At 42.4% G+C, this 22972-nt stretch carries 19 protein-coding genes; 3 read left to right on the top strand and 16 right to left on the bottom strand.

Going from position 1 to position 22972, the window contains the following annotated elements:
- Positions 1 to 170 precede the first annotated feature (170 nt).
- Positions 171 to 2153: a serine/threonine-protein kinase gene (locus PQO03_RS04810; protein ID WP_274151554.1), complete on the top strand. Its 1983-nt coding sequence runs from the start codon at positions 171 to 173 to the stop codon at positions 2151 to 2153.
- Positions 2154 to 2276: 123 nt separating this feature from the next.
- Here PQO03_RS04810 and PQO03_RS04805 read toward each other — a convergent pair whose 3' ends face one another.
- The 15 genes from PQO03_RS04805 to PQO03_RS04735 form a co-directional block, all read right to left on the bottom strand.
- Entirely contained in the window at positions 2277 to 3086 is an 810-nt protein-coding gene (locus PQO03_RS04805; RefSeq protein WP_274151552.1) for a nucleotidyl transferase AbiEii/AbiGii toxin family protein, read from the bottom strand.
- Between the two features lie 41 nt (positions 3087 to 3127).
- Positions 3128 to 3715 (bottom strand): type IV toxin-antitoxin system AbiEi family antitoxin domain-containing protein, encoded by a 588-nt coding sequence (locus tag PQO03_RS04800; RefSeq protein WP_274151550.1) that lies wholly within the window; start codon positions 3713 to 3715, stop codon positions 3128 to 3130.
- A gap of 225 nt (positions 3716 to 3940) precedes the next feature.
- Complete coding sequence (tnpC, locus tag PQO03_RS04795; RefSeq protein WP_274150713.1) at positions 3941 to 5413, bottom strand: IS66 family transposase; 1473 nt, start codon at positions 5411 to 5413, stop codon at positions 3941 to 3943.
- A gap of 46 nt (positions 5414 to 5459) precedes the next feature.
- Positions 5460 to 5771: an IS66 family insertion sequence element accessory protein TnpB gene (gene tnpB, locus PQO03_RS04790; protein WP_274151549.1), complete on the bottom strand. Its 312-nt coding sequence runs from the start codon at positions 5769 to 5771 to the stop codon at positions 5460 to 5462.
- A 413-nt stretch (positions 5772 to 6184) separates the two neighbouring features.
- On the bottom strand, positions 6185 to 8842 hold the full coding sequence (locus PQO03_RS04785) for a glycosyl hydrolase family 95 catalytic domain-containing protein (RefSeq protein WP_274151547.1): 2658 nt from the start codon (positions 8840 to 8842) through the stop codon (positions 6185 to 6187).
- A 247-nt stretch (positions 8843 to 9089) separates the two neighbouring features.
- Complete coding sequence (locus PQO03_RS04780) at positions 9090 to 10493, bottom strand: sulfatase (RefSeq protein ID WP_274151545.1); 1404 nt, start codon at positions 10491 to 10493, stop codon at positions 9090 to 9092.
- A gap of 104 nt (positions 10494 to 10597) precedes the next feature.
- Positions 10598 to 11365 (bottom strand): SGNH/GDSL hydrolase family protein, encoded by a 768-nt coding sequence (locus tag PQO03_RS04775; protein ID WP_274151543.1) that lies wholly within the window; start codon positions 11363 to 11365, stop codon positions 10598 to 10600.
- Positions 11366 to 11732: 367 nt separating this feature from the next.
- A complete protein-coding gene (locus PQO03_RS04770) occupies positions 11733 to 12641 on the bottom strand; it encodes a sugar phosphate isomerase/epimerase family protein (protein WP_274151541.1) in 909 nt (302 codons plus the stop codon).
- 1 nt (position 12642) lies between these two features.
- Complete coding sequence (locus PQO03_RS04765; RefSeq protein WP_274151539.1) at positions 12643 to 12936, bottom strand: putative quinol monooxygenase; 294 nt, start codon at positions 12934 to 12936, stop codon at positions 12643 to 12645.
- Entirely contained in the window at positions 12937 to 13932 is a 996-nt protein-coding gene (locus tag PQO03_RS04760) for a dihydroxyacetone kinase subunit DhaK (protein WP_274151537.1), read from the bottom strand.
- Positions 13925 to 14575 carry a dihydroxyacetone kinase subunit DhaL gene (gene dhaL / locus PQO03_RS04755; RefSeq protein ID WP_274151535.1) on the bottom strand — a complete coding sequence of 217 codons (651 nt, stop codon included), beginning with the start codon at positions 14573 to 14575 and terminating at the stop codon, positions 13925 to 13927. The genes PQO03_RS04760 and dhaL overlap by 8 nt, the downstream gene beginning before the upstream one ends.
- Before the next feature lie 184 nt (positions 14576 to 14759).
- Entirely contained in the window at positions 14760 to 15632 is an 873-nt protein-coding gene (lsrF, locus tag PQO03_RS04750) for a 3-hydroxy-5-phosphonooxypentane-2,4-dione thiolase (RefSeq protein ID WP_274151533.1), read from the bottom strand.
- Between the two features lie 45 nt (positions 15633 to 15677).
- Positions 15678 to 17642, bottom strand: a complete 1965-nt coding sequence (locus tag PQO03_RS04745) for a bifunctional aldolase/short-chain dehydrogenase (RefSeq protein WP_274151531.1) — start codon at positions 17640 to 17642, stop codon at positions 15678 to 15680.
- Between the two features lie 2 nt (positions 17643 to 17644).
- On the bottom strand, positions 17645 to 18484 hold the full coding sequence (locus PQO03_RS04740) for a sugar phosphate isomerase/epimerase family protein (protein ID WP_274151529.1): 840 nt from the start codon (positions 18482 to 18484) through the stop codon (positions 17645 to 17647).
- 9 nt (positions 18485 to 18493) lie between these two features.
- Complete coding sequence (locus PQO03_RS04735) at positions 18494 to 19291, bottom strand: alpha/beta fold hydrolase (RefSeq protein WP_274151527.1); 798 nt, start codon at positions 19289 to 19291, stop codon at positions 18494 to 18496.
- Positions 19292 to 19466: 175 nt separating this feature from the next.
- Here PQO03_RS04735 and PQO03_RS04730 point away from each other — a divergent pair, with 175 nt between their 5' ends.
- Positions 19467 to 20216, top strand: coding sequence for an AraC family transcriptional regulator (locus PQO03_RS04730; protein WP_274151525.1), 750 nt, complete (start codon positions 19467 to 19469; stop codon positions 20214 to 20216).
- A gap of 206 nt (positions 20217 to 20422) precedes the next feature.
- Here PQO03_RS04730 and PQO03_RS04725 read toward each other — a convergent pair whose 3' ends face one another.
- Positions 20423 to 22003, bottom strand: coding sequence for a glucose-6-phosphate isomerase (locus tag PQO03_RS04725; RefSeq protein ID WP_274151524.1), 1581 nt, complete (start codon positions 22001 to 22003; stop codon positions 20423 to 20425).
- A 115-nt stretch (positions 22004 to 22118) separates the two neighbouring features.
- On the opposite strand from PQO03_RS04725, the gene folP reads away from it, so the two are divergent.
- The gene (gene folP, locus PQO03_RS04720) at positions 22119 to 22964 is read left to right on the top strand and encodes a dihydropteroate synthase (protein ID WP_274151809.1); all 846 of its coding nucleotides are present in this window, start codon (positions 22119 to 22121) and stop codon (positions 22962 to 22964) included.
- Positions 22965 to 22972: the final 8 nt, after the last annotated feature.

Here is a 22972-nt window from a genome sequence, read left to right as displayed (position 1 = left end):
GAAATCACTCTTGAATAAGGTGTTTTACTAAATCTAGCTTTAATTGTAATGGCTTAATAATTATTTGTCACTCCGCTAGGCCAATAACTTAGCTGGTGCAATGATGTATAATTTCGCTCATGGGCTATATTTGAACTCAAGTATCTTGTAATAAACGAGTATAAAAATAGATGGACTCAGACAACAATAATTTTAGCGATTTCCTGCAAACACAGTATAAGCTTGTTCAGGAAAAAATTGAGACTGATAGTTTATCTGTGGGCAATGAACGGTATCTGCGCAAGCAGCTTATTGGTGAAGGTTCCCAAAAACAAATTTATCAAGTTTACGATACGACTTGCAGTCGCGAAATAGCCTTAGCAGTGCTGAAAGGTGAATCACAAGAAGAAAAAGCCCAATTCATGCGCGAAGCGCGAATCACCGCTTTGCTGCAGCATCCCAATATCATGCCAATTTACGAAACTGGCAGAGATGACTTGGGTCACCCCTACTTCACCATGAAACTGGGCCGCGGCGATACTTTACAGGATCTACTTATTGCGCAGTCAAAAATGCCTCTTCAGGAACTTCTAGCCCTCTTTCTCAAAGTCTGCGAGGCGCTTATTTATGCCCATTCAAAAGGTATTTTACATCGTGACCTCAAGCCAGAAAATATCTATATCGGTCAGTTCGGTGAAGTCTTGCTCTGTGACTGGGGCCTCGCGAATATAGTCTTTGAAGATTGTGATGAAAAAATGCTTGATGATCAGGACTTACAGGATCTCAACTTAAAGGTTTCCCTTAAAGGCGTGATCAAAGGAACACCGGGTTTTATTGCCCCAGAAATTTTAAAAGACGCTGACTACTCTTTTCAAAGCGATGTATATGCTCTGGGCTCCATTTTCTATAGCTTGCTAACAGGGAAGGATCACAGCTTAGAAAAGAATGATTCTAGCTTGGTGATTTTTCATAACGAGGACAAAGCTATAGCAGAGAGTTTAAAGGCTATTTGTGCGAAGGCTCTCGAGCTCAACAAAGAAGCTCGCTATCAATCTGTCAATGAAATGGTCTTGGATATAAGAGCCTACCTCAACGGCTTTGCGCCCAAAGCAGAAGAAGCAAGTACCTTGACACAATTAAAATTATTGTATCAGCGCAATAAACGTGTGATGAATACCTCCGCCTTTTTTATGCTTGTACTTATCAGCTTAGGCATCAGTTTTATTACTTCCCTGCAGCATAAAGAAAAACAGGCCTTGAGTCTGTTAAATCAACTAAAGGAATCTGATTTAAAACGCCAAAATGCCGAGGCCGAATTAATCCCTCATTATCTCCAAAAAGCTGAAACGGCATTTCTTGAAGGTCAGCCAGATACCGCACTTACACTTGCGCAAGTCTGTTATAATTTTGATCCGCAGAACAAGCAAGTTTGTGATCTATATGGCAAAGCACTCATGTCGATGCAAAAGTTTGCTGATGCTAGCGAAATATTAAAAAATATCAATCCAAAAATGGCCTCAATTGCCCTCACTTGTACCCAAATCAAAAATCAACAAAGTCAAACGCCTGATCAAACCATCGCCCTCCTCAAAGCCGTCGGTGTTGAGCCGGAAAATGACAAGGCCTACATCTATCGCAACATTTTATATCAAGAATTTGCTAAGAGTGAGCCCCAGAGTAAACTCAAGCTCTTGCGCAGTGTGCTAATGATGCGCAATAAATTATCGTCTATGAACTCGGTATTGGAGTTTAAAGATGATGCCTACACCATTGATCTCAGTAATAATCCAGATTTGAAAATCCTTAATGTCTTGGCAAAGTTTGGCCCCGCAGTGGTGAAAAAATTTGACCTAAGTCATACTCAGGTGAAATCTCTTTATTCAATTAAAAATTTAACTATAATCAATCTTCATCTACGTCATACGGGTAAATTACCTCTGGAGAATTTTAACCATTTTTATGAATACCTCGATGCCGAAGGTTCACAAAATGACTTCTCTCCCTTCCTAAAAAATAAACCCGTGCAATATTTAAATATCCATCAAAGCCCCTTTGGAAATTATGGAGTCTTAACGACATTGAAAAAGTTAAAGACTCTGATCGTGACAAAAGGCGCATTAGCTCAAAACGTGAGAAGAAAGTTACCCAAGGACTGCCAAGTCATTGAAAAGTAAATGCCATTCTTTTTGTATTCACTCATTCAAAACATCCAGCTCAATTTCTACGCTAGCGCTAGCACTTCGAACGTGCAAGAAATAAATTATCGGGAATGCCACTTAAGCTTATTTCAGATAAGCTTAGCTTTTAAATAATGGATTCACTCTCGCCCCAATCGTCTTACATACCTCTTCTAGACTGATATTCTTCAAGATCTTATTACGCTTCAGAAAAGCATTCCATTGTATATTCTTAGACTCATCTGCATAAAAGTATTTTTTCCATACACGTGCGGGCAAGCTAGGGATTTTTGTCGCTCTATGCTCGAAGGTCACTGCCAAGGCTTTTGCTACCAACTGCTCGTCCAAATCAGCCTCAAAGTCCGACAACAAAATATAGACATCAAAGAAGTCCTTCATTCGACTATTCGCAATATCTAAACTAATCATCGCATGAACCTTCTCAGCTATTACCGTTTCCTTAGGATACATCTTCAGATTTAGCTCATGACTCTCGCCCAGCAAGTTCGGATAGCTATGCTCCTCCGGCTGAGGAGTTATCTTATCTCCTGTACAGACATCAAGCTTCATCGTAATCCTCGATGATCCTATCTTGGCCTCAAAGTGAATGCGCACTCCATCATACTCATGATTTTCTTTAATCTCTTCATATGAAAAGCTATCCCACTGGAAGGCAATACCGTCCTCTGGGTAGGATATTGCACAAATCTCCTTAATCTGCTGAAGTAAGGTTTCGCGCCCCAGGTCGCCATAAAACATAAAATCCAGATCCTTTGTGGGTCGGTACTTCATCTTAGCCCAAGCGTAGAAGAGCGTACCACCCTTAAGCACAAATTGCTCCTTGTGTGTCGACTGAGATAAGCGATAAAGGAAGCGCTCCTGGACGTACTGTAACTCGATAAAGTTCAGAGCTTCATTCGTGATCTTCATTAGATTCTTTAGCCGGGCTCTTATCGAAGCAGCATGATTTTTCATATCAATGATTCCAGGTAAGGCATCATCACACTCTTAATGCGACAGGCTTCTGCCATATCCACTAGTTCCGCTACCGAAGCGCGCTTATTGCGCAGAACATCCTTTAGAGCTTCCAAGGCCACATCTAGACCTATCCGATTTCGAAACCTAAAGCAGTCAGCTACAGTCTTGGCAATACTATAAACCTTGATTTTACCGTATTGCTCTATCCCACTCTCATAGGAACGACCACCGAACTGATAACTCTGTATAGCGAACTCAGGACGCTGTGGTGATCGTTTCCCTTTGGGAATAGCGAGGTGATACTCGAAGGCCTGCGCTGTTCCTATATTATGATAACTCAGTGCACTGAGTAGACAAAAGACTCCCGCTGGTACTGCCATGGCAATAGCTTCGAGATCTGCATGCTCAGCTTCTTCCTGAGCCGAAAGCCGATAAAGCCCTCGAGCTACTTCTTCCAGCTGACCATTATCTACCAGTTTGCGTACCAAATTAGGATACCCACCAATAGCCTCAAGTTCCTTCAGGCTGTGCACCCCAGGGAACTCTTGATAATACTTCACTATCTTATCTGTTGTTTTCATATCACACTTTTTTATAACTTATGTACTATATAAAATATAATGTATGACACTTATTATAAAATACTAATCGATATCTAGGTATCACAGTCAGCCAAGGTATTTAAACGCTTGGCAAATTTGCGTAGCTCGCAAGTTCGGCCAAGGGGAACTTCTTGTAACGATACGCGACTTGCTTTGTAAGCGTCAATTGAGCTGAATATTTGAATGCCTATTTCGAAAAAAAGTCTATTTCTTCCAGTTTTGTGGTAGGAGTTCCATTAAATTTTCTTTTGGGTGATCAATGATTCTCCTGAGCACATCCTCTAAGTATTCTTTTGGATTGATACCCAGCTTACGACAAGTCTGGATTAAGGAGATGATATTGGCAGCCGCTTGGCCGCCTTTTTCACTGCCGAAGAAAAGCCAGTTTTTTCTACCAATAGTAAGCGGACGAATAGCGCGTTCACTCACATTGTTATCTATGCGAGCATCCGGATAAGCAAGAAAAGCTTTAAATGCTTCTTGCCGTTTAAGTAGGTACTCCATTGCCGTTTTAAGTTTGCCTTTGGGCTCACATGCTTTGTAGTAATGATCTTGAATCGTCTTTAATAGAGCTTCAACAAAAGGCTTTGTTTTCCTATTGCGAAAGCTCTGTCGCTTTGCCGAAGTACCAAGCGCCCAAGCATCCTGTTCGAGTTCAAAGAGCTTATCCATCAAAATAAGCACTTGTTTACAGAATTCGTTTGGATTGGGTGTGTCAAAAAACTTACGCCTGGCATGAGCCCAGCAAGCCTGCCAATCGATACCATCAAGCTTATCCATTTTTTCATACGCAGCAAAAGCATCGGCATGAAAAACTCCTTGAAAGTCTTTCATTCGATCTAATGTATGGGAGTGTGAACGGTCTTTGGTGAATTCGAACCAAACGAGAGGAGGGTCTGGACCATCGCCGCCGACATAAACCCAAATCCGACCTTCTTGAAGCTTACCTTTACCTTTTGTTTGAAGCTTAACAGGGCTGTCATCTGTAAAAACTCTTGATGAGTTTAAAATTTGATCTCGTAATAAATCACCTAAAGGTTGGAGAGTTTTTCCTAACTGGAGAACCCAGTTGGAAAGCGTTTGTCGCGCAATAGTAAGTCCATCTCGTTTAAATTGCTCTTCGATACGATAAAGAGGTAAATGGTCGGCATATTTTGAAATGAGTATATGTGACAACAAGCTCACATCAGCACGACAGCCTGTTATCGGATGGCTGGGAACTAGAGCGGAGATAACTCCTGCCTTGGGCTTATTTGGAATATTGTATTTACGTACACGAGTCTCTATGACTTTGTAACGACCATGAACATAAACAAGTTTTTCTGATGTATCGAATCCCATGAGTTTCAGTTCTACACCAGTTATGGGATCAACTTTTTCATCTTCGGGCAAATCAATGATTTTAATTTCGCGTTCAGCATTCTCAGGGAAATTGAAATGCGTAAAGGGCTTGCGTTTCTTCTTCTTTTTTAGGGTATTTACTTTGGGTTCTTCATCTCTTTCTGGTGAATTTGAATCGCCCAGATCCTTAAGGTATTCAGTCCACTCAGGAAAAGTATCTGAGTTATCAAAGACTACAGTCTCTTTTTTACGACCATACAGCTGGGCTTTTAGATAGGTGTTTTCCTCTTCTAAAAACACAACTTTTTTGGTGAGGTCTGAGATAGTTTTAGTCATGAAATAATATAGCATAACCCCATGATTTTTCAGCTATAAAACCAGGCTATTTGATCTTAAAATAGGCCCCTTTACAGCAGTGGATCATTAGCAGAAATTCCCGAAAAATAAGCTCAGTTTTAGCTTCGGACATGTCGCTAAAAGTTCCGCGCTCCAACTGTTTATTGAAAATACAAAAACCACCTTCATCCCAGTAGAGACCTTTCAATAAATTACGCCGGCGATTTATGAAAAGGTAGACATCTCCTGCAAAGAGATTTTCCAGATTACTTAACGCGGTTAAGCCATTGAAGCCTTTGCGGAGGTTCACGGGTTCGGGATGTAGTTTTAACTTACGATCTTTAAAATATTCTAACATTGTATCTCCTGGGGTAAGCCCAGACTCTAATTCAACTACTCTCCCTCGGGATATGGTTCAAATTGCCCTTTACCTTGCTTTAAAGTAAGTTTAGATTCACGATCTTTCCGAATGACAAATGAACATGAGTACTCATATACGAAAGTTCATCTAGAAATCTATCTTCTGATGATTAAATTTTTGCGAATCTCCCATTTAATGCCGATTAAAAATCGGCGCTCCCGGCATGCCTATATGCTTACAAGTTCCGCATGGAATGCGGTGCTCCCAGCTGCTGCCACAAGGGCGATTCAAAAAGTTTTCACCGTAAACTCAGCGTAGCGTTATCCCAGGCCGAAGGCCGTTATCTCAGGCTGAAAGCCGTATACATAATCGCCCACGGCCTAAAAGGCTCAGTCGTTCAAGTCAGTTTGTTACTGGAAGTTTGCCGCGCTGAACTGACGTCTTTCTCCTGCTTTGAGCTTCAGTTGAATTTTCTTGCCTTGGTAGATAAGCGGCAAGTTAACAGGAACTTTACCAGCTTTGATTTTAGCCGAAATAAGCTTACCCGCAGTCCACTTGATATCAAGAGTCATATCGCCACGAGCACGAACACCTCTAATCTCGCCAGCTTGCCAAGTATCTGGTAAGGATGGTAAAAGAATAATGGAGTCGAGATGAGATTGCATAAGCATTTCACAAACACCAGCGGCAAAACCAAAGTTGGCTTCGATTTGAAAGGGTGGATGAGCCATCAAGAGATTCGGGTAGATCCCGCCAGCATAATTCATCACAATACGCGTCGTTTTACAAGGCTTCAGAGCATTGCGAATTATGCTATGTGCACGATTGCCATCCAGCAAACGAGCCCAAAGGGAAATTTTCCAACCGATCGACCAACCAGTACCAGAGTCCCCACGTGCATTGAGTGAAACTGCCGCTGCTTTGGCAAGCTCAGGTGTCTTCATCGGAGAGATTTGACGACCTGGATATACCGCGATCAAATGGGATAGGTGGCGGTGTTGGTTTTTGGGATCATCACGATCTTCCATCCATTCTTGAAGTTGTCCCCAACGGCCGATTTGTGGCATCAGAAGTTGGCTTCTTAATGAAGCTATTTTTTTACTATATTTTTGATCAACACCAAGATCTTTTGCTGCTTCGATGTAGTTGGTAAAAAGATCGTAAATTAGCTGTTGCTCATAAGAGTTACCACGTAAGGCCGGACCATGCTCTGGCGAAACACTTTTTGGACTTACCAACTTACCATTCGGCAATTTAATAAGTGAGTCTTCCCAAAAAAGACAAATATCTTTAATCAATGGGAAGGCTTTTTCGCGCAAGTATTTTTTATCCTTAGTATAAGCGTAGTGATCCCAGAGATTCTGCGCCAACCAAGCGGCATCGCCTGGGACCCAAAGATAAGAAGAACCACCGAAGATACCATTTTCTGATCTCGCAGCCCAACCGCGAACTCCGTACTTTTTCTTTGTTTTGTCGATGCGAACACTACGGGTAGAATAAATCCAATCGGCATAAGGAGTGAAGCACTCTGAGATATTGCATTGGTCGACAAACCAGTAGTTCATCTGAACATTAACGTCGGAGTGATAGTCACTGCGCCAAGGCGGATTATTACTATCGTTCCACATACCCTGTAGATTAGCGGGTAAGCTACCCGGGCGGGAACAAGAGATCATCAGATAACGCGCATACTGAACGAGTAAGGCTTCCAGGGCTTTGTCGCTACCGTCCTTTGCGTAAGCTTCGAGGCGCTTGTCAGTCGGCAATTTACTATTTTCACTGCCTTTCAATTCTAGAGAGAAACGATTGTACAAAGATTGGTAGTTTTCTATATGCTGACGACGCAATTCTTTATAAGGCGTTTTCGATGCGGATGCAATAAGTTGACTGAGGCGCTGATGTGGGTGATCCCCTTTCCATCCTTTGTCACGACGGTTGAGGAAGTTTGTTCCACCCGCGACGATAATTGTCAGCTTATCACACTTATTGAAGTGAATTTTTCCATCTTTAACCGATATCTCACCACCTTCATGAAGAACCTTTACTTGGGACTCATAATCGAGGTGAAATTGGTACTGGGCGGTTTTACGTCGAGTCTCATTTCTTTCATCATATTTGTATCCAAAGAGGTTACCCCTTGCCTGAAGGCTATCGCCCTTGGCAATAATTTTTGCCTCGTGCTTGTCGGTCAGTTGGATGTAACCTGTGTGAGCGGATTTTTTGTCGGCCTCGAGGCGAAGCACAATAACTCCTGCTGGAGCACTAGAAAATATTTCACGACTATACTTAGTTTCACCATACTTATAAGAGAGTTGATGAACTGCTTTTGAGATGTCGAGAGAGCGCTTATATTCGCTTATGGGAGCTGATCCAAGCCCTTTAACATTGAACTTGATACCCGCCAACTGAAAGTGTGTTGCGTTATGAGACTTGAATTTCAAACGGTAGAAATTGTAAGATTTATTATTTTTGATGCTAAATGTTTTAGCTTGATAACGTTTTTCCCATATCGCCACATCGCGCTGAGAATCGAGGGTGATCCATTCTTCTCCATCCTTGGAAGCCTCAAGCTCCCAAGATTTTGGGTCGCGGCTGGGGATATCATTGGCTGAAGTCAAAGTGTAGGAAGTCAATGGACTTGTCTTACCCATATACTTAATCAAAGCAAGGACTTCTTTATTATTGTGCTCGAGACACCACTTAGATTTAACATTATTGTTAAAAGCCTGAGAAACACCCTCTCCGCCATCACCCCCATGACTCGGGCAAGTCGCATTTAAGGAAAATTGCTCTGGATGCATTTGTACAAAAAGGTCACCAAAAGCCTGATAAGAACCCGTATCTTGTTCGTCACCGATCCACATACTATCTTCATTGAGCATAAGACGTTCACGGTCGACTCCTCCGAAAATCATCGCTCCGAGACGGCCATTGCCAATCGGCAAAGCTGTCGTTTGCCAGTTATTCGCCGGCTGTTTATACCAAAGTTGCTGTTCTTTCGGGGAACTTTCAGCTCTTAGTAGACTGCTACTAAAGCAGACGATAAAGCACAACAAAAATCTATTCATATCAGGTTTCCTTTAATTGGACATTAATCTATTACAATTGACCGCTAAATACGGAGCATCTTGTTTATTGTATCTCGGAGTCAACTTAGATGTACACCTTAATCTTGTCGGTCATTTTGCTTAAAAAAACCTAATGAAGTTTCACCCCTGACGAAGTACTCATAAAATCTTGTTTACGCGTGTCAGTCGAGTCTAACTGTAAAATCAGGATTGCCACAGGGGCGATTCAAAAAGCTTTTTCCGTAAACTATCTCTCTTCAGCGGCTTTATAAGCCTTGTGACCCGTTGAATTTTTGCCGAGAATGGGGGCGCGTTCTTGGGGAACTTGCTTACGGTGCTTAGCAATGATGGAGGCGTATTCGGGGTTTTTGGCTTGGTTATGCCATTCCTGTGGGTCTTTACTACGATCATAAAATTCTTCCGAGCCATCATTATACTGAATGAAGCGGTAGCGTTCCGAGACAATAGCGTAATTACCGGGGCCAAAGCTCGTGCGGGCATAATGAGGCCAATCACTTTGCGGATTGCGCAAAAGTGGGACAAGGGAGTTACCTTCAAGTTTGGCATCGGCTTTTAGGCTCGTGAGCTCAAGCAGTGTTGGGTAAATATCAAGGAGTTGAGTGGGCTTTGTTGTCACGCCTGGTTTAATTCCCGGGCCGGAGATCATCATGGGGACGCGGGCGCCATCTTCCCAGAGGCTACGCTTGGCATAGCGTTCTTTTTCTCCTAAGTGAAAACCATGGTCACTGTAGAGCACCACATAAGTATTATCTTTATGGGGGCTGGCATCGAGCGCATCGAGAACTTTGCCTACTTGAGCATCGACAAAAGAAACACAGGCGAGGTAGGATTGTACCAGCTTCTTTTCTTCTTTATTTTTTATCACCCATTCATAAGTAGGTGCGACGTGTTTCTCGCGTGTTAAGTCAATGCCATACTGAGGAATTCCTGCGATATCATTTTTTCTCATTTTGGGCATTTGCACATCTTCTAAAGGATACATATCAAACCATTTCTGCGGTGCGAATTGCGGGACGTGAGGGCGGTAGAAACCCACGGCCATAAAAAAAGGAGCCTCATGCTTTTGAGCTAATTTATTTATTCCCCAGGCGGCTATTTTAGCATCGGGCATTTGCTCGTCTCGCTCTGGGTAGGCCCCCCAATCCCAAAGTGGATGGCCAGGGAAAGAAGTGATTTTCTTTTTAGGGATTGGTCCAAAGCCACCGAAGTTTCCGCCATACTCTTTGAAGTACTTCTTGTTAGTATTCCCGTGAAAAAGCTTGCCGGCGGCACTGACTTGGTAACCCTCTTTCTCAAAACGCTTAGGCAAAACCGTGTTTTTACGCGCTTGCGGTGATTTATCTAAACTTGGATTTAGAAAATAAATTCCCGTTGTACTAGGATAAAGCGAAGTCATCATACTGGCCCTAGAGGGATTGCATACAGGTGATTGGCATTGGGTATTGGCAAAAAGTACACCACGCTTGGCGAGGCGATCCATATTGGGTGTTTTTGCTTGCGGATGACCACCCAATACACCTATCCAATCATTGAGGTCATCGACCGCAATGAGTAGGACATTGGGCTTTTCTTGAGCGAAGAGTGAGCTGAGGCTCATTATTAAAACTAAAAAACCTGTATATAATTTCATTTCTAAATTCCTTTCCATTTATTTTCTCTCTATGCTATTAGCGAGATCTGTGAGTATTTTTATTAAAGTCTTATTTTTGTAAAATAAGTAAATCTAAGTACAATTCAGTTCTTTTTTATGATTGCTTGAATGCCCTCAAGCCAGGATTGAGCCATTTTTTCATAGAGCGCATTAGTGGGATGGTTGATGCCATTGGATAAGCGTTTTTTATCGATAGATTTTGGATCTTTGGGAGTGATTAAAAAGTGTTGATAGAGGTCGACAGTGGAAATAGTTCGCCCCTGTTTTTTGAATTTAGGAACTAAGTTCTCACGGATAAAAGTATTGTAGTCAAAAAGAACTTTTTTATACGTCGAGTAAGGAGTGATTTGTGCCACAATGACTTTGACTTTATGATCAGTTTGATAAATCGTATTGAGTAATTTTTCTAATTGCTGAGGGCTTTTGGGATTAATGCCATTAATTCCAATCAGTAAAAGAATTATATCGGGTTTATCTTCTTTCAGCCACTGGCTGATGTTTTTCTGAATTTTTGGGATTGACCACCCTCCGTAGCCGCGATGCCCATCTTGGCCTAAGGCTTTGAGATCGAGCTTTGGAAAGATTGTTCCACCATGGGTGGGGTCACCAAATTTTTTATTCATGGGCTCAGCAGATTGGCCGACAAATTTGAAGGGTATGCTAGCCTTCGTCAAAAGCGTATACAAGGGTGCGCGATAACCCTGTTCAAAGGGATGATTCCAAGCAGAATTATCGGTATAACCCGCAGTAATGGAATCTCCAAGGGGCATGATGCGCACAGGTTTTTCATTGGCCATCATTTGCACGGATATGAAAAACGTGATAAAGATCAGTATTTGTTGAATTCTCATTTTATCCTTTGCGGTTTATCTAAGGTTAAACCCAAAATTATATTTATGCCGGCGGGTCGCCAGCGCTCCCAAAAGTAAAACTGGAGCGAATACCTTCTATATTTTGGATATGATCTGAAGTTTCCGCATTAGAATGCGGGGCTCCCAGCAAGCTCCATGATTTAGACAAAAAAACCAGAGGACTAAAGGACTCCGGCTTTTTGATTAATTTAATAAATTACACGATTCGTCAGAATAAAGGGCATGATGCTTCGCATACGAGATGGACGCTGTCCCTCTCGAGCTCTCCCAGTAAGGAATTGCCATTCCTTAACCAGGCGATTAGGGGCTTTGCCCCACTTTATGCTTCCTCGTGATAAATTAATCTTTACGCTGAGTATTTTTCGTTGAGCTTATCCATGAATTTGATACATGTTTCAGTGGCACCCCAGGCGTCGTCCCAGAAACAAAGATCATTTGTCCACCAAGCATCTGCAGGGTGATACTCAAGGATGGCCGGAACGATCTTGTCGAAATCGAGGATGCCGAGTCCGAAAGGTGGGTGAGCGGATGTTTCGTCTTCACCATTAGCATCTTGGTGACACTTATTATTTGAGTCAATCAAGTGAACGTGATTGATGCGTGGGCCTACCATTTTGAGGAACTCAGTCTGGCATTCAAAAACTTCTTTCTCACCATTCTGACGTGTACCCATAACAGTCATGATCTGTGCATGACAAGTATCGTAGAGGAAACCAAAATTTGGTTTTTGAATGGCATCAAGAATTTCCATGATCTCAGAAGGCTTATTGAAAGCAAAGCCGGGCTCAGCTTCCCAAGTCACTGCAAGATCGTACTCAGCAGCGATATCGCAGCACTCATTCCAAGTATCAACAACACGTTTTTTGGCTGTTGCGTAATCCACAGTCTCAAAAATTGTTGGTGGTTGAACGGTATCAACACGAATGGTTTTGATGCCCATATCTACTGAGAATTCGCAGTTCTTTTTGAATTCAGCGACGTATTTTGAGTTGTCTTCTGCATCAACAAGGTTTTCGCCCCAGAGATTGGCGGCGATACCACTAATCTGGAGACCATAAGATTTAATTTTTTCGACCACTGCCTGGCGAGATTCTTTTGTGGGCAAGTCATCTGGATTGGGGTGAGGAGGAAAAGAACCCAACTCGAGGCCATCATAACCCAAGTCTGAAAGTTTTTGGCATACGGTATCAAAATCAACGGGTTTAGTTTCGTAGGGGCCAATTGTGTAGGCCCATGTTCCGATTGAGGTTTTCATCTTAGTTCTCCTTTCTTATTGCATTGAGCTCTAGGGCTCTTTTATTTAAAATCATTTTTGCGCATTGAGTCTTAAACTCTGCGATATGTGGTGCTACACGATGAGCTTCAAAAGCCTCTGACGTTTCCCAGCTCTCTAAGACCGTGAATAATGCGGCCTCATCTTTGCTTTGGTAAACGCTATAATGGGCACAGCCTTGCTCTTGACTTGATTCGAGTTCAAGTTTGGTCATAGCTAGTGAAAAAGCATTTACGTCATTTTCTTCGACAGTAAACTCTATCCATTTAGTAATCATTTATACCTTCACGTAACCCGGGCTGTCTGCGGGCATATCATAATATTTTTTGAGTTCATCATCAAGTTTCATCAGTGTAACTGAAACTCCTGCCATTTCTTGAGCAGTACAGAATTCACCGAGCTCAGTTTCGTGAATGGTCATGCCTTTAGACTCAATATATTTGTGCATGTGACGCATAACAATAAACATCTCCATACGCGTTGTAGCTCCGTAGCCATTGACGAGTGCAATCACGTCATCACCCGATTTGAAGGGCAGATCAGCAATAATACCATCGATCAAACGTTCGGCAGTTTCATCTGCAGTCATGAGATCCACTTGTTCAATACCCGCTTCACCGTGAATACCCATACCAAATTCCATGCGTCCTTCGGCAAGCTCAAAAGTTTTGAGGCCGGTTTCTGGCAAGGTACATTCAGAAGTAGATACCCCGAGTGAACGGCAATTAAACACCGCTCTTTCGAGCAATTTTTTGAGATCATCAAAGCCCATGCCTGCTTCAGCTGCGGCTCCCGCAACATGAATCACCAAGTGATCCGCGGTGGTACCACGACGTTCTTCGGCTTGATCGGGTGGAAAGGCTGAAATTTCATCATTGATGAGCACAGTTTCAACTTTGTGTCCTTCGAGGCGGGCAAAATCTTGGCCCATATCGAAGTTCATGACATCACCAGCATAGTTATTGTAAAGCAAGATAACGCCTTCGCCTGAATCAGCCGCTTTGATTGCGTCTAATACTTTGTCAGGAGTTGGAGCCGTAAAGACTTGACCATGAACTGAGGCATCCGCCATACCTTGGCCGATAAACTCAAGAAACAAGGGTTCGTGCCCTGCTCCACCACCAATGACAATACCGACTTTCCCTTTGATGGGGGCGTCGACACGAGCACAAACATGCGGCGCCATGCGTTTAACTTTTTTCTTATTGGTCAGACAGAAGCCATCGATGAGTTCAAGAGCTAAATTTTCGGGATCATTTATGAGTTTACGCATGATTGAGTTCCTTATTTGCCTGCTTCGCAAAGCAGTCGATAATGAGACAAACCGAAGTCGCTCCAGCATCGGCATGGCCTAAACCACGCTCACCGGCATAACGCGAACGGCCTTTTTTGGCCACGAGTTCTTTGGTGTGTGCGAGTCCTGCAAGTGCAGCTTCATGCATCATTCCTAAGGCTGAAGCTAAATCGAGATTTTGTTCTTGAGCTTTTTTAAGGGCTCGAATTCCAGGTGCTAAGGCATCAATGAGTGTCTTATCCCCTTCAGCTGATTTACCGATTTTTTGAACGCGTGCTAAACCACTCTCAAAGGATTCAATGAGGTGAGCTAAGTTCATTTCTTCAGAACCATGAACCGTCATGCCCATGCCCAAAAAGAGACTGGAAAAGATAGGTCCCGAAGCGCCACCCATGGTAGAAACCATGCCCATTGCGTAGGCCGCAAAAAGTTTATCTAATTGCTGAGGTTTTTCAGTATCAATTTTTATCTGTGCAGCTTTAACACCACGACGAATTGTGGTCCCATGATCACCATCACCAACGACGGAATCAAGTTCACAGAGATGTATCGCATTTTCGCAAATGATTTCAGTCACATTGCCAAGAATGGCATAGACATCATTGAGTTTTAAATTTTCCATAATCTCTCCTTAATTATTCGAGTTTTTTCTATTAACCAGGTTACGCCGTAAGATATTTTCATTGGTGCTTCGCACACGAAGGGACGCTGTCCCCTCGAACTCCCCAGCAAGGACTTGCCAGTCCTGGACCAGGCGAATAGTGTGCTTCGTACACATTTTACGGCCTTATGTAGTTAAACCTAAATTAGTTTGCGAGGTCCTGATAAAGTTCGAAAGCTTCAGCAGGTGTGCTGTCATCATGAACAACTGATTTAACAGCTTGCATCATCGCTAAAGGTGCTTCTGACTGGAAGACATTACGTCCCATATCAACACCCGCGGCGCCGCACTGAATAGCTTTGTAACAAAGGTCGAGAGCGTCGAGTTCAGGAAGTTTCTTGCCACCGGCAATAACGACTGGTACTGGGCAAGCTGCCACAACTTTTTCGAAACCTTCAGTGTAGTAAGTTTTTACAATGCTGGCACCATTTTCGGCACAAACACGTGCAGCCATACCGAAGTAACGAGCATCGCGAGCCATGTCTTTACCGACTGCGGTCACACCCATCACTGGAATGCCGTATTTCATACCGATGTCAACAAGGCGACTGAAGTTGGCAATAGTAATCGCCTCAGTATCTTTGTCTCCGATTGCGAGCATAGCAGCCATTGCAGAAACATTCATGCGAATGGCTTCTTCTTCAGCAATTAGTACATTGTGGTTCATTTCTGTTAAAATCGTCGTACCCGTATCAGTACGCAAACAAACTGGTGTTTCGCAATCTGCAGGGATAGAACTACGGATCATACCGCGAGTTCCCATTAGACAGTCAGCATGCTCAGCAAGTGGAGCAATGTTGATGTCGATACGCTCAAGACCAGAAGTTGGTCCCATGAGGAAACCGTGATCGAATGCAAGCATGACCGTACGGCCAGATTTTCTATTAAAAATACGTGAGAGACGGTTTTTGAGGCCCCAGTCAGTATTGTTTAAACCTTTGAGGTGAAAGCCGTCAGTTTTAGCTGCAATGCCAATTCCAAAGTTATTTCCGTCTCTGATGTCGTCTAGATCTGCCATTTTATTTTCCTTGTTTTTTATTTAATTATATTTTGAACTTAAAGTTTAGATAATGCGGTCATTACCACCGTCAACAGGAATCTGCGCGCCGGTAGTTTTGTTGAATAAGGGACCCACTAAAGCCGTACACATTTCGGCGATATCAGTAGATTTGATTTCGGTGCTAAGAAGATTTCTTGTCTTGTACTGTTCAATCGTCATACCATAACGTTCAGCGGATCGCGCTAAGGCTTCTGGAGTCCAAAGATCCGTATCGAAAACAGCATCGGGATGGATGACGTTGACGCGAATACCACTTGGTGCTAATTCCATTGCTAATACACGAGCGAGCTGAGTTAAGCCGGCTTTTGAAACCGAGTAAGCGGCGGCACCAGGACCTGGAGCACCAACATTTCTTGAGCCGACAAATAGTATGGCCGGTTCAATGCCCTGCTTGAGGTAAGGCGTTGCGTGTTTAACGAGAAGTTGGTTCGCAGTGAGATTGATTCTTAGAGTTAAATCCCATTTATTGCTATCGAGTTCTTCGACGTATTCACCTGCGGTGAAAATTCCCGCATTACAAATAATGAGATCGAGTCCACCGAAAGTTGCTACGGTCTGTTCGACAACGTTTTTGAGTTGATCTTCATTGCCAATGTCACAAATAAGGCCAAGTGAGTTTGGACCAGTGAATGACTCAATACTCGGTGAGATATCGATACCAACAACTAAAGCACCATGACTCATGAGATCTTCGGCACATTTGCGGCCAATTCCAGCTGCTGCGCCGGTAACAATCGCAATCTGTCCTTGAAGCATGGGCTTAGAACCACCTTTATTGAGCTTGCGTTGCTCGAGTTCCCAGTACTCAATTTCGAAAAGATCTTTTTCGCCAACGGGGCACCATCCGCCTAGAGCTTCAGCATCTTGAATACCATTGGCAGTATGACGAGCAATATCACTAATCTGGCCAGCTTCTTTGCGATTGACGCCAAAGCTTAAAATCCCCGCATCTTTCCAAACGGCCCAGCGTGGTGCTGGATCAAGGATAGTGTGCTCAGGCCCCGCATTGCGAGCAAAATAGGCTTCGTGATCCTGCTGAAAATCAGCTAAGGACTTGGCTGAATCATCGCCAATAATTACGGGAGTACGCTTAGTTCTAATACTATGATCGGGGGTCAGTGTTCCACGCGTCGCAATACTGGCGACATCGGAGCGTTTAGAAAAACCCACTGCTTCTTTTGATTGATCAACTTTGATGGTAACTGCTGAACCACGAAGCTGTGAGACTTCTTTTCTGATTGTTGCGAGTGCGAGTAAATCGAGATTTTCTGCCTGAGCTTCTTGGCGTGCCTGCAAACGTTTATCTGAAATCAATTCTTCCGCTTTATTAACTGCTTCAATATGCAGTTCATAACTCTCTTTCGCGTCATCCGCAAAAGTAAAGAGTCCGTGACCACAGAGGATGACGCCTTTTTTGCCGTTGAGCAAACCTTCTTTAACGGCAGTATCGAATTGCTTAGCAAGATCAAAACCTGGCATCACGTAAGGAAGAATTAAAAGTTCTGGGAATAAAGAATCTAATTGACCTTTATACGTCTCGCTATTAGAAATAACCACAATCGCGTCGGCGTGACTATGATCGACATACTTAAAAGGGATACAAGCGTGAACGAGAGTTTCGATTGAACCATTAGGCGCGGCGGGGTCGAGTAAGGCTAAGCGCAATTGCTTGACCATCTCTACATCGCTGAGTTCATCCATACCTGCTAATAAGAGGCATTCTTTTTGACGCTCAGGAGAGAAGCCGGCTTTCTCAATTGTTTTTAAATCCCAGCCACTGCCCTTGATATAGAGCACTTCAATTTCATTGCCAAAGATATCTTCTTGACTTGATTTTACCGAAGTATTGCCGCCGCCGTGTAAAACGAGGTCCTCACTTTGTCCGAGCAATCGCGAAGTATAGACTCGCATCCCAAGATCATCATCTGCATATTTTGATGCTTCAGCATCATTCCAAAGACTTTTCATATTTATCCTTGGATAATGGGTACAAGTACATTTTTTGTGTACTCTCCACATTCGATTGTTACTTGATCAGGTTCATTAACCGAACGCTCACACTCGTCTTCAACGATAATCCAGCCTTCGAAATTAGTGTCTACAAGGTCTTGTGTAAGAGTTTTGAAGTCGACAGTACCTTCGCCCATAAGTGCCCAAGACTTGTCTTTATGCATATCTTTGTAATGAACATGATTAACGAGGGCACGATGATCGCGCATCATTTGTACTGGATTCATATCCGTGTACGCCATGTGACCTACATCCGGAGTCCAACCAATTACTTTTGAATCGAGCATCGGTAATAAGCGATCATAATCTGATTGTGTACGCCAAATAGATGACTCAGGAGAGTTCGGGTGGTAGGAGCACTTAATGCCCTTAGCTACTGCACGACGAGAAATTTCATTGATACAGGAGATGAGATTATCTTGACGCTCAATGAGAGTATCATCTTCACGAGTGGTCGGCATCTGGCAGAGCATCATTACTGCATCGGGGAAATAAGTCGCCAAGAAGTCGATCAATTTATCTGATGCGATACGTTCCGCGTCCGTTTCTTGTGGATTGAGCCAATCATCGAGAAGTACAACTGAAGAAAGTTCAATACCAGCTTCTTTCATTTCTGCCTGAAGAACTTTTCCATCATAAGAACTATACATAAATTTATCAATCGGCTCGAAACCTTCGAAGCCTGCTTCACCACAAATTTTTGCCATGTGACCAATTTTATCTGTGTAGGGTTCGTCTGGATTAATACATCCCGCCATTACCCATGCGTAGTGCTCACTTGCAATTTTAATTTTAGTCATTTTATATCCTTATTTCTTTGAATGTTTTAACATAAATTCTGTCGTATCACGATTGAAGTCTTCGAGGACTTCCCAGTGATGCGCATGTCCCGTTCCTGGGTAGATCTTTAATTCTGAACCCTCGATAAGCTGATTGAGCTCTTGTGAAAACTTAACTGGGGTGAAAATATCTTGCTCTCCCACCGTGATTAGTGTCGGAAACTGACTTAGCGCGGAAACTCGTGAAATAGAATCGTGAGCCATGCAGGCATCTGCCTGTGCTGAGAAAGCGTGAAGTTCCATATGGTTTTCGTGAGCGGTCTCCTGCCCTTCAATAATGGCTTCCGCGCAATCAGGATTTGCGAAAAATGGTGGTGCAAAAATCCATAACTGAAGCAACTTCATGAAATCTGCGGGAGTCGCAATTTTTCTCATGTCCTTGAAATGATCAAATACCTGTAGCGCATAAGCATCACATTTTGCCCAGCTACTAATAATCACTAAAGACTGAATCATCTCTGGATAATTGATCGCAAGTTCTTGAGCAATGATTCCACCCATGGAGATTCCTGCGACATGGCATTTGCCTAAGTTTAATTCTTTAATGAGACCTGCAGTATCGTCGGCCATCATTCTACTCGTGTAAGGGCCTTCCGGTTTATCCGAGTCTCCTGCGCCGCGATTATCGATGATAATACATTTAAAATGTTTCTCATACTCTAAAATATGATCTTCCCAAAAAGCTCCACGAGCACTTAAACCCATAATTAAAATTAAAGGCTCACCTTCACCGCGAATTTCGTATGCTATTTTTACATCTTGCTTCATCTAAGATCTATCTCCGGATTTCTTTAAGTTGATTAAGTTTAAGACACTTTTAGGGAAAGTGATATAACAGGATTTTCAATTTTTATAATAATTTAAGCAATCTTTAAAAAAAATGATTGCATAAATAGAGACTACAAGCTATTTATTATGAAGCATAAATAAAGAGAGATAGCTAATGAATAAAGATCTTGCTTACTTGAAAAGTTTTTATAAGGAAAACAACTGCCCGCTACCAAGCAATCTACTCACTGAACAAATTGATTCCTTTTATTTTGCCAAAGATACGAAAGGGATTTTTGTCTGTGTGGACAACACTTTATTGAAGCATTTTCACATGAATAACAGCAGCGACATCCTAGGTAAAAGTGACTTCGATATTCAACGCCAAGACTTAGCCGAAAAACATCGTATTGATGACCTAAATATTTTAAGTAGTGGCTTATCTGTACCGAGTAAAATTGAGCTTGTCGGTGATGGCCAAGGCAACGTAAAATGGTTTCAGACCACAAAAGCTCCACTCCGTAATAATACTGGCGAAATAGTAGGTATCGAAGGCTTGAGTCGAGATATAAAAATGACTAAAGAGAGTATTGAACCTTATAATGAATTCAAGAACACAGTCTCTTTCCTTCAGAAAAATTTCAAAAAATCACTTAACATCCAAGATATAGCCTACCAAAGTGCTATGAGTGTCAGTACTTTTGAACGTAAATTTAAAAAATATTTTGGCTGTAGCCCCACTCAATTCATCAAAAAACTGCGCATTGATCACGCTTGTGAATTACTCGATTTAAATTATGACTTATCCGATATAGCCCTGGAATGCGGCTTCTGTGACCAGAGTTATTTCACCAAGGAATTCAAGCGCGTCATGAACATGACCCCACGCCAATTTAAACTTAAAAACACGAAAAATCACAAATAAAATAGCAATAATAAGCTGGGTACTAGCTCGGCATCAGCTCAAGCCATTCATTTTCGTATTAGCCTTAGTCTTTTCATACTCAATCACCCCTCTATTTACATGCCGGGCTATCGCCTCACAGCAAGAAAAAAGTCCTCCATAGGGAGGACTTTCTCAAAAACGAGCAGAGCTTCAATCAAGCTCTACTTTATAAGTACTCTTAAATCTTAGAGTCCTAAAGTTTTCAAATACTCTTTAGCATTAATCGCTTCGACATCTTTTCCAGTAAAGATATCGATGATCTCATTAGCTAAGACTTTACCCAATTGAACACCCTCTTGATCAAAGGAATTGATATTCCAAATAAAGCCCTGGAAGGCAATTTTATTTTCGTAAAGCGCGAGTAATGCCCCCATAACTTCAGGCGTAAGCTGTTCAGCAAAAAGCATTGAATTTGGACGATTACCTGGGAAGACTTGATTTGGGTTTTCAGAAGTCTTACCCGTGGCTAAGCCAATAGATTGTGCAATTAGGTTAGCTAATAGTTTCTGCTGTGAGCTTGTACCTTTGACATCTAGGTCTTTTTGATATTGCGATTTAGCAAAACCAATAAAATCACAAGGTACCACAGTTTCACTTTGGTGAATAAGTTGATAGAAAGCATGCTGACCATTTGTTCCTGGCTCACCCCAAACAATCGGACCCGTGGCAAAATCAACCGCTTCACCCTGACGGTTAATGCGCTTACCATTACTCTCCATGTCACATTGCTGTAAATGAGCCGCAAAACGACTTAAAGCCTGCGAATAAGGTAATACTGCTAAAGTTTCGTGATCGAGTAGGTTTCTATTCCAAATTCCAATAAGAGCCATCAACAAAGAAACATTTTTGCGAACGTCGCGCTCCTGTGAATTGAGGTCGATTTTGCGAGCTCCGCGAAGAAAGCCCATGAAGTTATCAAAACCAATACCAAAAGAAAGCATTACGGCACCGACCATGGAAGTCACACTGTAACGTCCGCCAACATAGTCAAACATATAGAATGAACGAAGATACTTAGCAGGATTATCCATGGGACTGTCTTTGCCCGTCACACAAACAAAGTGATCTTTAGTATTTAAGCCTGCCGCTTCAAAGTTGGAAGCCACGAGTGTTTCATTGGTTAAAGTCTCTAAAGTTGAACCAGACTTAGAAATGACACAGACAAGGCTGCGCTCAAGATCGGCATCTTTTAGAACCGCAGCGGCATCATCGGGATCAACATTAGAGATAAAGTGAACTTTACGTCCTTCTACTGCAAAAGCTTTTAAAGCCAAATAAACGGCACGAGGTCCGAGGTCAGATCCACCGATACCAACGAGGATCATTTCTTTGAATTTTTCACCCTTGGCATTGGTGATTGCACCATTTTCGATTTCATCACAAAAAACTTTTAACTTGGCAATCTCAGTCTTTGCACCTGCTACCGCTTCAGTATCGGAAAGAAAGCCTTCTGGCAAGTCATCAAAGACGTCGCGCATTGCCGTATGGAGTACTTGACGATCTTCGCATTCAAAACCATCAATCTTATTCATCTTTTCGCCACCCATCATACGCGAAAATTGTGAAACTGCAGCTGTTTCATCTGCTAATTTTTGAAGTGCATCGACGACGTCATCATTCACTCTTTGGCAGGCATAGACATAATCGATTCCCATAACACTCGCTTTCATAGACGCAAAACGTCCTTCTAGTGCTTTTGCTTGAGTTAAGTCATAGGGATTCGCGGCCAATTCTTCTAACAATGAGTAAGATTTACTATTTTTCATCGATCTTCCTTGTTTTTTGTATTTATAAATTAGATTGAACTTAATAAATCTGATTTTATTTACAACCTAGGTGACACAGCTTATACTCCTATTAAGGAGCAAAATATTGAATTTTATGAAAAGAAAAACATTTACATGGCACTGCCGAAATAAAAAACTCCTCCTTGGCGAGAGAACTTTAATCATGGGGATTCTAAATTCAACTCCTGATTCTTTCTCTGATGGCGGCCAATTCTACTCTTTAGAAAAAGCCTTAGAGCACTCATTAAAGATGGCAGAAGATGGCGCCGATATCATTGATATTGGTGGCGAATCAACTCGACCCGGATCAGAACGAGTAAACCTGAATGAAGAATTAAAACGTACAATCCCATTGATTCAGGCCTTAAGAGCAAAGAATACGGTGGCCATCAGTATTGATACAACAAAAGCTGAAGTGGCTAAACAAGCTTTATTGGCGGGCGCTAATATCATCAATGATGTCAGTGGATTTCAATTAGATCCTGAAATGGCTAATGTAGCCAAAGCATTGGATGCTGGCTGTGCCGTGATGCACATGCGAGGTACTCCTGATAATATGCAAAATTTGTGTAAATACAAAGATTTGATTGATGACGTAAAAGACGAATTAAATCAAAGTATGACTCAACTCTTAGATTTAGGACTCAATAAAAATCAGCTGGTTTTAGATCCTGGCATTGGCTTTAGCAAGACCGCTGAACAAAATATTGAAATCATGAAAAGACTCTCTGATTTTCATTCACTAGGCTACCCTATGCTCTTGGGCACTTCGAGAAAATCTTTTATTGGCCACATCCTTGATGAAACAGATGCCCAAGAAAGAGTCTGGGGAACCGCTGCTAGTCTTTGCGTAGGAATACAGCATGGTGCGCACATAATGCGTGTTCATGATGTGAAGCAAATGGCGCAAGTATGCAAGGTCTACGACTTCTGTAGTTGACGTAAGCA

This window comes from Lentisphaera profundi, from assembly GCF_028728065.1.
Taxonomy (GTDB): domain Bacteria; phylum Verrucomicrobiota; class Lentisphaeria; order Lentisphaerales; family Lentisphaeraceae; genus Lentisphaera; species Lentisphaera profundi.
This window is presented reverse-complemented; position numbering and strand designations above follow the sequence as displayed.